Origin of the sequence: Treponema vincentii (assembly GCF_010365865.1) — a bacterium.
Classification (GTDB): Bacteria; Spirochaetota; Spirochaetia; order Treponematales; family Treponemataceae; genus Treponema.
The window spans coordinates 2968533-2980180 of sequence record NZ_CP048020.1 but is presented as its reverse complement, the minus strand read 5'-3'; the positions used below and the strand labels follow the sequence as shown (position 1 = coordinate 2980180).

9 protein-coding genes are annotated in these 11648 nt (G+C 41.5%); 4 read left to right on the top strand and 5 right to left on the bottom strand.

The window, feature by feature from the left end; genetic code table 11:
• The first annotated feature begins 224 nt into the window (after positions 1–224).
• The gene (locus GWP43_RS14130; RefSeq protein WP_162664689.1) at positions 225–1412 is read left to right on the top strand and encodes a MalY/PatB family protein; all 1188 of its coding nucleotides are present in this window, start codon (positions 225–227) and stop codon (positions 1410–1412) included.
• A gap of 116 nt (positions 1413–1528) precedes the next feature.
• On the opposite strand, the gene GWP43_RS14125 is transcribed toward GWP43_RS14130, so the two are convergent.
• The 5 genes from GWP43_RS14125 to GWP43_RS14105 all read right to left on the bottom strand — a co-directional run bounded on the left by GWP43_RS14125 (position 1529) and on the right by GWP43_RS14105 (position 8618).
• Positions 1529–3091 (bottom strand): BCCT family transporter, encoded by a 1563-nt coding sequence (locus GWP43_RS14125; protein ID WP_162664688.1) that lies wholly within the window; start codon positions 3089–3091, stop codon positions 1529–1531.
• Complete coding sequence (locus tag GWP43_RS14120; protein WP_162664687.1) at positions 3084–4913, bottom strand: phosphotransferase; 1830 nt, start codon at positions 4911–4913, stop codon at positions 3084–3086. Before GWP43_RS14120 ends, GWP43_RS14125 begins: the two co-directional genes overlap by 8 nt.
• A gap of 114 nt (positions 4914–5027) precedes the next feature.
• Positions 5028–6797 (bottom strand): hypothetical protein, encoded by a 1770-nt coding sequence (locus tag GWP43_RS14115; RefSeq protein WP_230977746.1) that lies wholly within the window; start codon positions 6795–6797, stop codon positions 5028–5030.
• 253 nt (positions 6798–7050) lie between these two features.
• Positions 7051–7476, bottom strand: coding sequence for a J domain-containing protein (locus GWP43_RS14110; RefSeq protein WP_162664686.1), 426 nt, complete (start codon positions 7474–7476; stop codon positions 7051–7053).
• Complete coding sequence (locus GWP43_RS14105; RefSeq protein WP_162664685.1) at positions 7476–8618, bottom strand: N-acetylneuraminate synthase family protein; 1143 nt, start codon at positions 8616–8618, stop codon at positions 7476–7478. Before GWP43_RS14105 ends, GWP43_RS14110 begins: the two co-directional genes overlap by 1 nt.
• A gap of 345 nt (positions 8619–8963) precedes the next feature.
• Between GWP43_RS14105 and dnaN the strand changes: the two genes are divergently transcribed.
• From dnaN to GWP43_RS14090, 3 genes are read left to right on the top strand one after another with little or no spacing between them, the layout of a single operon-like run.
• On the top strand, positions 8964–10067 hold the full coding sequence (gene dnaN / locus GWP43_RS14100; RefSeq protein ID WP_162664684.1) for a DNA polymerase III subunit beta: 1104 nt from the start codon (positions 8964–8966) through the stop codon (positions 10065–10067).
• A 5-nt stretch (positions 10068–10072) separates the two neighbouring features.
• A complete protein-coding gene (gene recF / locus GWP43_RS14095) occupies positions 10073–11149 on the top strand; it encodes a DNA replication/repair protein RecF (protein WP_162664683.1) in 1077 nt (358 codons plus the stop codon).
• Positions 11139–11639, top strand: coding sequence for a DciA family protein (locus GWP43_RS14090; protein ID WP_162664682.1), 501 nt, complete (start codon positions 11139–11141; stop codon positions 11637–11639). Before recF ends, GWP43_RS14090 begins: the two co-directional genes overlap by 11 nt.
• The last annotated feature ends 9 nt before the right edge of the window (positions 11640–11648 follow it).

Genomic DNA, 11648 nt, shown 5'->3' with positions numbered 1-11648 from the left:
GACGATTATTATACTACTACTTTCCTTTTTTTGACAATATGAAATTTTAGGCTAAACACATCTGGCATTTTTAAGGTGAGTGGCGCCATTGTAGACGCTCATCTTATACCTATGAAATTTCGCACTGAAAGCAGGGCTTGTATAAAAAGCGCTCCCAGTATAGGTTTAGGGGAAACTATCCAAAAACTTCAGTTTTTGGACAGCCCTATAGAGGAGGCTTTTCTATGAAATATGATTTTACAACAAGAATAAACAGAGCCGGTTCAGGTTCACGTAAATGGGATGCGATGTATCAGGTAAATCCGCACGTCGATTCGTCCGTTGTGCCGCTTTCGGTTGCCGATATGGAATTTAAAATGCCGCCGGAGTTAACGGAAGGGCTCAAGCACTATCTTGACAGCTCCGTACTGGGTTATACGGGACCAACAGCTGCATATAAAGGGGCAGTGCAAAATTGGATGAAGACACGGCATAATTGGGCGATTGAACCCGATTGGATTGTTCCCACTGCGGGTGTTGTGCCTGCGATTTTTAATGCGGTTAGAGCTTTTACCGAACCGGGAGACGGCGTTATTCTGCTGTCGCCGGTGTATTATCCTTTTTTTAGGGCAATACGCTTGCAGGAGCGGAATGTTGCAGCGTGTTCGTTGCAGGAAAACGGCGGCCGTTATACGATTGATTTTGAAGCATTGGAACGGCTCGCTGCGGATCCGCGTAATAAAGCCCTGCTCTTTTGTTCTCCTCATAATCCTATCGGCAGAGTGTGGACAAAAGAAGAGCTGCATAAAATAGAAGAAATCTTGTTAAAAAATGATCTTTTGCTGTTTTCGGATGAAATTCATTTTGATATTGTGATGCCGGGGTATGCACACACCGTTTTTCAATCGTTAGGAGATGATATTGCCGAGCGGACAATCACTTTTACCGCGCCTTCAAAGACATTCAACATCGCCGGGCTGGGAATCAGCAATATCATCATTAAAAATGAGAATATGCGGAAAACTTTTGTAAATGCCCAAGAGCTTGGGTCCGGAGCATTGTTCACGGCATTGAGCTATAAGGCCTGCGAAATTTGCTATACACAGTGCGCGGCGTGGCTCGACGAATTTTTATCCGTAATCGATGCCAATCAGCGTATTGTGCAGCAGTTTTTCCAAACGCACCATCCCGAAATTAAAGCGCCGCTCATCGAAGGCACGTATCTGCAATGGCTCGATTTTAGGGCGCTGGGAATGGAACATAAGGCTTTGGAAACGTTTATGACGCAGACGGCGCAAGTATTCCTAGATGAAGGATATATCTTCGGTGACGAAGGCCGCGGTTTTGAACGAATTAACCTTGCAGCTCCCGCATCGATTATTACCGAGACCCTCGAACGGCTGAGCGGCGCATTGCGGAACTTGAAACGGTAAAATAATTATATCGCGCATGGGCTGCATGCAAGTCAATCAGCCTTGCCGTTCAGGACAACTCTGGTCGAATAGAATCAATTTTTCCGCGGGGATATTAAAAAAACGACCTGATGCGTTTACCCTGCCTTCCCGTTCTTTGCATCTTTAAAAAAGCTGACAATAATACAGATCATAATGATGCCGAGCGGAAATGCGGCAATAACCGATAAACTTTGCAGCTGGCTGAGATTGCTGCCGGTAAGGATGAGCGCAGCGGGCAATAAGATAAAAACAACCGACCAAAAAGCCCGCAAGCTTTTTTTAGGCTCCCTGCCTTCAAGCTGCCGTTGCGAATAAGAAGCGATAACCATCGTAATCGCGTCGAAAGTGCTCGCATAAAGAGCAATCATCGTGATGATGAGCAGCACCAGTCCGACTTTCGCAAACGGCAGCGTTTCCAAAATGCTTAAAATAATCTCGGCAGGTGCAATACCCACAGCGAGCCGTTCCGCTGCCGGTAACAATCCGTGCGTTTCTAAATGGAGTCCGTAATTCCCCAATACAATGAATGAGCAATAGGTTCCCGCGATGCCGCACATAAGCCCGCCCAGTACGGTATTCCGTACCGTCCGCCCTTCCGAGATTGTCCCGATAAAGAACGGCGTTGCGACAAACCATGCAATCCAATATGCCCAATAAAAAATCGTCCACTGCTGCGGGAATCCTGCGCCGTCTGCGCCCGAAATCCGCAAGGGATCCATCCATGTGGAAAGCAAGATAAAGTTTTGTAGCATCTTCCCGATGCCGGTTATGCTTGTTTCGATAATATAAAGTTTAGGACTGAGTAAAAATACAAATACAATAAGGCTTGAAAAACACACAACGGCAATTTTTGCCAGATGAGAAATACCTTTTATCCCCAGCAAAACGGCCGAAGTATATACCGCTGCAATAATGCAGAGTACAACTAAGGTCAGCTCCCTCGATTCGGGAATGCCGGAGATGGTGGAGATTGCCAGCGACAACAGCGGCGTTGCCAGTGAGAACGTTGTCGCGGTTCCCGCTAACAGTCCCACGACCGAAAACACATCGATGACGGTACCGAGCATACCGTCGATTTTATTGCCGAACAAGGGGCGGCACGCTTCGGAAAGTTTTTGCTTTTTCCGCTGCCGTACATGGAGCATATAGCCGAATGCAACGGCGCATACGATATGGAAGCTCCACGGGGTTATGCCCCAGTGGAACAGCGGGTATGCTGCTGCCCAATCTTGCCGTTCAGCTGCCGTAAGCGCCGTTTGCCCGAACGGTGATGCTGTGTAGTAATATCCCCACTCAATGAGCGACCAGTATAAAATATCGGCCGCCATCGTAGAGGTAAAGATCATGGAACCCCATGTAAAATTACTATAGCGCGGTTTATCGAGGCTGCCTAATCGTATTGCTCCGTATTTTGAAAAAGCAAGATAAAACGCTGTACACACTAGGCCGAAGCCAAGAAGTATATAGAAAAATCCAAGCTTATTGACAAAAATGTTCCATAAAGTATCGATGACCTTCATCGATTGCTGCGGAAAGGTAAGCAATAACGCCGCAATACCGCTTACAATGACAAGCGGTAAAAGCGTAATAACCCAATCGATTTCTCCGAAACCGTGCTTTTTATTGAGCTTCCGAGTGCTCATGTTGTGTTTATTCATTTGCTGTCTCGTTATTTTGTTCATCTGAAAATTCTGTTGTTTGTATACCGTGTAGCTGCATAACGTGTTTATAATAATCTTTTGCGTACCGGTACATCTTTAGCCCGTACTCACCGAAATTTTCTCCCAGCGCTTGTTTATAACATGTCCACAGCGCCCATAAGAATCCTGCAAGCGCAACATAGATATAGACTCGCAGTTTTTCTTCTCCTTCCGGATCGCGGCGGAAATAGCGATGCATGAGATCGTTTATTTGAGCTTCGGAAAAGTAAGAGTAAATAGAAAACATTGCAAGGTCAGCTAGCGGATCGCACATCGCGGCGTATTCCCAGTCGATCAGTTTTACCTCACTGTCGCTGATAATAAAATTATCGCAGATTAAATCGATATGAGTCAGCGCTTCCGGTTTTTTCAGCGTGTCGAGCAAATTAAGCAAGGCATTCATCTTTTCCCGGACTTCGGCATAATCGTAAAACAGAATGCCATGCTTTGCTTCTGCCTGTTTTTCATAAAAATTAATCCGCTCTCTAAAATCGAAACGGTGCCGCACCGTAATACCGGAAGTATGCAGTTTACGGGCTATCCACATACACGCTTCCAAATCGTTCGGATTGCGAGGATCCGCTATGTGCATATTTTCTTCAAACTGACTGATTTTTACGCCGGTCGTTTGGTCAAAATAAATAACCTTATCGGAGATACCGAGTGGTTCAATCGCCTTATACACTGCATGTTCCTGTTTCCGATTGATAAGAATATCAGTACCGGCGCCCGGAATGCGGAAAATATATTTGTTGTTATTCAATTCGAATATAAAAGATTTATTGGTCATCCCAAGCCGCAACGGACGCAAATTTTTAATCTGCATTTCAGGCTTTCCGAACACACGGGAAATCAATTCCATCCATTTATTCTGTGTGGAAACCATGTATGAGGTGTCGAATTGGCGCAGCTCTTCCAGTGACTCAAATTCATATACTTGATTAGCAGGCTGCTTATTAGCAAACATCGTCAGCGTATTTAAGTGACGACGCAACACGTCTTCCCAGTACCAGTCGTCGGTGTCATCACGGTAATATGCATCTTCAATCAGCGGGCGAATAGCATCGGAAAAGGCGTGCGAAAAATAGACCGTCCCGTACATCACCCATGCGTTTCTGCCGCCGACCTTTACCTTCATTATCTTGTCGTGTAAACCGAGCTGCAGCACCCATTCGTTGGTTTTCTCGTTCATTTTGACCGACGAATACCATGAATCGTATTCATGCGCGTGATACATATTTTTCCGCAGCCAGTTGTCGCTGGAAAGAATATACGTATTTTTGAGCCTATCGCGGACATGATACAGTGTTGAAAGATTGTTTTTGCTTTCAAAATCGGGATTATACACAAGTTTTACATTATATTTATCGATAAGATACTCGAAGGTGTCTTTCAGGTAGCCGACGACTACGGTAATATCGGTAATGCCTACTTCTTGCAGCTGTTTGATCTGGCGTTCAATCATCCGCTCGCCGAACACTTCCAGCAGCCCCTTAGGGATGGCATAGGTGAGTGGAATAAACCGCGAACCGAAACCCGCCGCCATGATAATAGCATTATCAACCTTACATGAATCGTATTCGGTATGCGCTTTAATCGTCAGAACTCTTTTACCGATGGCGGGTAATCCGTTCGTTTTAAGAAGGCCGTCCTGTTCCATAGCAAAGAGAATTTGATTGACATACGCGAGCGATATTTTTAACGTTCCGGCAATATCTCGTTGCGTAATCGCCGGATTTTTTTTCATCAATTCGATAATCTGAAAGTACCGTCTTTTCATGTAACGGAGTATATTTTAGGTTTTGTTCACTGTCAATAGCAGCAGTAGCCAAAAGTGAACAACAATGCAGCGGCATCGCATCGGAAGACTGATAATGCAGTTTTGCAACGCTATTTACCCCTTATCTTGTGCCGTAATATGCAGCGTTTTCTCTATCTTTAAGAGGAACGGTATCGCTTCCGTTTTACCGGCAGCATCTTTGGAATTATCGACAGGCAACTTTATTTCAAACGGATTATCATTTGACCACACCACAACCGAAAGTGTAAGCGCAGCATCCTTTTTACCGGAAAAATGAATAATAACAGGAAAACCCGGACGAGGAGAAGACACAAACGTTGCCGTATCCCCGGAAGCATTTTGTTCAAATCGAACATCGGATTCAAAAATTGCAATATCATTCAGTGCGCTCAATGTTACGGAAAAAGCTTCAATTTTTAACGGCGAATCAATGGTAATAGTCCCGATGCTACGCTCAAAGTAATTTTCAAATGAGGTACGAACAGTTAAAAAACTATCCGCGGTTTCCGCTGAACCCTGTGTATTGCCGCGGGTGTAATCCATTATCTTTTCTTCCGTCGGAGAATCGATATATTTTTTTACAACACTGCTTTCATCACCGTTAAGGTGTTGAATTAACATCCAGCGATTATGAACGGTGTTCCTCGTTGCCGGCATAACGAATACCCAAAGCATTAATACGAGAAACAGCCCGCCCATAACCTTACATTGAATCGGTATCCTAAAAAACGGTTTAGTAATTTTTCTTTTCTTATCAATACTAAGACCAAGCCTGATTAAAAACAGATCAAACGGAACAAAAATACAGGCTGATGCAAGGTTGATAAAAAATATGATATGAAACATATACTCACGATAAAGAATAATATGCGTCACAAACGGCAGAAGTGGTAAAAAAAGACACATAATAAATATAATTTGCAGTACGATATTTTTAAAATGATAGGCAGCCACCGAAACAAAATAAATGACCATAAAGATGATTGAAAACGAAAGGTAAAAAAAAGAAAAAATTAAAATATTTAATAAACAAACGACATGAGCAATAAATCCGTAAATAAAGCGATTGGCTGGAAGTGGAATAAATTTATTAAATGCGGTAACGGTAAACATAAAAAACAGTGCAAACACATATTTAATCAATAGCGCTGTCAATGGAAATGAATTCAGTTCGCTCACAGACGAAAAACGCAGGTAAAAAAGCACTTCCGTTATCTTAGAACCTAAGAAAAAACTGAGCCAATTGACCAAGAAAAAATAGATCGGCATCCACCACAATTTAAATAAATCTTTTACATGTTGATCCCGTTTTTTTCCGAATAAAAAGCTAAAAAACATCAACCATAATAAAAAGAGTATTGACGATACGATAAGCGTTATAACTATATGCTGCTCGTTGATGATAACAAGCTTTTTATGCAGTTTAAAAACAAAATAATGAGTATCCCATTCATTACTCATACTCTGAATAACTGCAGGCGCAACCGAAGAAAAAAAATCCGATAAATCCGCACCGGTTTCTATTTTTATTGCTGGAATATTTGCCTCATTATAGAGCCGTAAAGCAGGGTCATCAGGCAGCCACCCGAGACGGTGAAACACAACTGCGTTAGTATAAAAGTCAATAGGAATATTTTTTTGTTCCAAAGAAGCGTATACCGCTTTTAGAAACCATGCAGGGGTTGTCCCTTTCGATGTTCCCGTAATAATCCGCGCGCTATCAGATTTATCGGGGGCAACAAGACATACAGCGGCATTCGGATATGTGATCAAAGTCTGAATTAACGCCTTAGTCCCCTCGTACCGCTTTACGGGAATGTCAACCGGTAATTCGGAAATATCATTTTTTCGTAATAGCAACAATGATATGGGTATCCGGCGCCTCAGCGGATAATTTTTGTGCATATTTTTGCAGTTGCAGGGTTATAGCAGTAGCTTGATTATCACTACCTACCGATGCGGTAAAGACAATGACCTTATCCGTTTTAGGCCCAAATTCATAAAAAATATTTTCTGCAATCAGACCTTGCACCGGTAAAAGAAGAAAAAAAGAATACCCAACACAAACGTACTGCCGGTAACAATACTCTCTGAAATAAATAGTTATGCACGCAACTCATAAACTGTCATAATCCTGTACCTTACCGGTTGAAAACCATATTTCGATACGCTTATACGAACGATTTATCCTTCGGACAATAGACGCAGCTTGTTGCCGTGCAGATTCCTCAGCAATGACATCGGGATGATATTTTTTCAATAAGTGTTTCCATGCTTTTTTGCAATAGTCAAGCGGAACACCCGGAAGCACTTGTAAAACGGCAAAATCTTCCGTTAAAACATCGGGAACGGGCACACGTATCGGTTCAACCTTTCGTTCAGGTTCTTTGTACGTCCTTTTTTTAGGAACACGCCGCTCGATTTTATTTCCGGCGCTTCGGTATTTACCCTGCCGGCCTTCTACCGCTTGTTCAAAGGGATCCTCATCCGTTCCAAGCCTATCACGCAGCAAACTGCCAAGAGTTTCGTAATAATCAGACATTATCGTATTTTCCTTTCTATAATATCATCAAATACGGCGCCGGAACCTCCGGTAACATCTTTCTGCAAAACCGATCCGATAAAATAATGTAAATACTCAGGAGACTCTCCGGCCGTTAAATTCTTTTCAGTTCGTAAAACGGCAATATCGCTATTTTTCAGCACGGTGCCTTTCTGTAAATCTTTTATATAATGCAGCGAACGATTCGTTTTACCGTAATTATCTTTTTCCGCAGCAGCAAGTTTTTTTTCACCGTCACCGATAATGCGCTGTAGAAAATCCTTAGAATAGCCGTAACCCTGTGCTGCGTTAAAAATATCTTCATCGGACTTACCGGTTAATTCCCTTACAGTTTTTGACATCTGCAAAAACTGTAAGGGTTCCAACGCAACAGGATCATCAAGACCGGCATCGCTGCGGGAAAGACAAATATGCTTTTCAAGAATACAGGCGCCGCTCAACAACCCCGCTATCGGAACTGCAGCAGGATCAAGAGAATGATCGCTGATACCGACAGGACTGTTAAACAACATCGACAAGGATTGCAGCGCCGCCGTATTATAATCCGTTTCCGGCGCAGGATACGCCGTCACGCAATGAAGCAACGCCCGCATATCGGCAGGTAACCCGTTACTTTCCAAACAGCTTATGGCACGTTCAATATCGCCAAGCCGAGAAACACCGGTCGAAAGAATAACCGGCAGTCCGAATGAAGCAACACGCTCAAGCAGCGGAAAATGATTGAGTTCCGGCGACGCAATTTTTATAAAAGCCGGATTAAGCTGCCGCAATTCATCGGCGGAACGAAGTCCGAATGCCGAAGCGGAAAAAAGCATTCCAAGTTTATGCGCGTATTGTGCCAATTCACCGTAAAAATCAATACTGCATTCCAGCTCTCTAAAGCGTTCATAGAGAGGAATCCTTCCGGTCGGTAAATTCACAAAACCGGTATCGGGATGCAAAATTTCATCCGCATATACAATCTGAAATTTAACCGCATCGGCTCCGCTTTCTTTAGCAGCCGCTACCAATTCTTTCGCCTTCTGCAAGCTGCCGTTATGCCCTGTTCCAATCTCCGCAATAATCAACACATGCTCTTGCGATGAAAATATGTTTTTTCCTACCGTAAACGCTTTTATCATACTGAGCTTAGTATAGTAAAAACCGCCAATTCTGTATATCTCAAAAAATTTTCAGTAGCAGAGCTTTTCAGTCAAGCTATTTCAGTAGTCAATTTCTCATTTTCTCCACTGTTCATAACCTCTGCATAATCGATGTAAAACTTGTTTATAAGACTCATTCTACTGTGTATATCTTTTTCAGCTGTGTATAATGATACAAACTGTGAACAATTCAAACATCATTATTCAAGCGCTAACTAACGGCTAAACAATGCTTTAACCTAAATATCAAGAAATTCACAGCGCCTACTATTACTATTACTAAATTTATATTATAATAAAGATAACCTCTTTTTAGGAGAAATCATGAAATTTACATTTACTAAAGAAGTTTTACTGAAAGAAATGGCTATTGCTCAAGAAATCATTTCAAATAAAACAGCAATATCCATACTATCAAATGTCCTGCTCATAGCAAAAGAAGGCAGCTTAACAATTCGTGCAACCGATATAAAAGTAGCCTTTGAAACAAAAATTCCTGTCGATGTTGCCGAAGAAGGTGCAACAACCGTATTCTGTGATAAATTCACCAGTATTATCGCTTCAATGCCTTCAGGCGAAATAGAAGCGGAACAAAAAGATCAAAAACTTATTATCCGATCCATCAGCAAAAAAGCGAAATTCTCCCTTAAAACCATATCAGATAACGACTTTCCTCCTTTTACGGATTCTTCAAATGTTCAATTCTTCGAAGTTCCTGCAAAAGAATTTAAAGAAATGATAACTCAAACGATTTTCGCTGTTTCCGATGATGAAACTCGTTACTTTATGAACGGTGTCTACATGGAAAAGAAAGAAAACAATCTGATTTTTGCAGCTACCGACGGCAGAAGATTAGCATTTATTCAACATGATTTTGGGATTGCTTTACCTGATTTTAAAGGAAGCATTATTCCTCCTAAAATTCTTTCTATTGTACAACGACGATCGTCGGAAGAAGGCATGATTTCCATCGGAATAAGCGAAAAAAACATATTCTTCCGCTTCAATGCTTATAACTTTTCCTCAGTTTTAATAGACGGTCAATTTCCGAACTATGAACGAGTTATTCCCGAATCTCAAGCACATTGTTTTGAAACTAACTGCGATGATTTCCTACAAGCCTTAAAACGAGTTGCCTTGCTTGTAGAGCAAAAATCCAAACGGATATTCTTAAAAATTTCTGCCGGTACGCTCTCCATCACGTCAAATGAAAATGAACTTGGAACGGCAAACGAAGAAATTCCCTGTAAATATGAAGGTGAAGAAATAACCATCGCCTTAAATTATATGTACCTTGAAGAACCGCTCAAGGTACTCGGTTCGGAAAATATCCGCATAGAATTTACCGATCCGATGCGTGCAATCACGTTACGGCCGGAAACAGATACTCATTTCTTTCATATCATTATGCCGATGCAAATGGAGTAGTATTTGTGCCGTTTTTGTCGATCTCTCTTTATAACTTCAGGAACCTTGAGGACAAGGCAATTGACCTCTCCGCTCCTGAAGTTTTTTTAGTCGGTCAAAATGGGCAAGGTAAAACAAACCTACTGGAAGCGTTATACCTTGCCGCTTATGGAAATTCCTTTAGAACCAGAAACGAAGCGGAAATATATAAAAAAAATACGAATGAATATAGTATCCGTGTCTTATTTAAAGAAAATGAAGAACGGAGCCATAGCATATCGATTATTTCAAAAGATAAAAAAAAAATCATAGAAAAAAACTTAAAGAAAATTCACGACAGAAAAGATTTCATCTCAACTATTCCTTGCATTCTCTTTTGCCATGATGATTTGGATTTTGCGACAGGAGCGCCGGAACGCCGTCGTTTTTTTATCGATCAATCTCTTTCTCTATATGATCCGTCATATATTGATATTCTACGTAACTTTACAAAATTATTAAAATCACGCAACCTCGTATTAAAAGAAAAAAAAAGTGAAATACTGGACGTTATTGATGCGCAGCTCATTCCCATAGGTATAGAAATTATAGAAAAACGTCGTGCACTTATTGAATCGTTTAATAAAATATTCTCTTCGTTATATGAAAATATCGGTGGGATAGATTCCGTGATGATCGATTACAGCCCTTCATGGAAATCAACGAATTTTGATGAAGTGTTAATATCATTAATAGAAAAACGGCAGCTTGATTTTACCATGAATACCAGTATGTCAGGGCCTCATCGCGATAAGATACGCTTTATCCGTAATAAAAAGCCATTTGTACAAACCGCTTCGATGGGGCAACAACGCTTGCTCTCTCTTGTCTTGAGAGCAGCTCAGGCATATTTTTATACGGAAAAGACGAAACGGTTGCCGGTATTGCTGATGGATGATGTTCTTTTGGAACTTGATCCTGAAAAACGAAAAAATTTTACCGAGCATTTACCTCGCTATGATCAGCTTATCTGTACTTTTCTTCCGGGTGAACCGTATCAAAATTACATACGCGAAAAAAGCCGTGTATATATTGTCTCGGAGGGCAGCTTCCGTGCAGAATGACGTAAAAAAGCTTTCAGAGTTGATTATGAACTATCTTGATAAGGTAGGGCTTTTTGAACAATCAAAAGTATTGGAAGTATATTCATCATGGGCGTCTATTGTCGGGGAGAAGCAAGCTGCCCATTCCAAGCTGCTTGATATTAAACATCAAACGGCGGTTATTGAAGTTGATCATCCCGGTTGGAGTCAGCAGATTTTATTAAACAAGAAATATATTTTGCGCAACTTTCAAAAAAGATATCCCCAACTGGAAGTTAAGAATATTTCGGTTATTGTTTCATCATATTATGAGATTTCTCATCAATTTGGAAATACTGAAAATAGCGGTAGAGCGGTTCCCGATAAGCAAAAAGTGACTGAAAAAGCTGCCGTACTATCAACACAGCTGGAAACGTCGATAAAAACTGATGATGTTGTCAAAACAGAATTACCACAAGAAGTACAAAAGGCATTTGAAAGATTGAGGATGTCTATTAGCGAAAGAGATTAGAATGGAGAA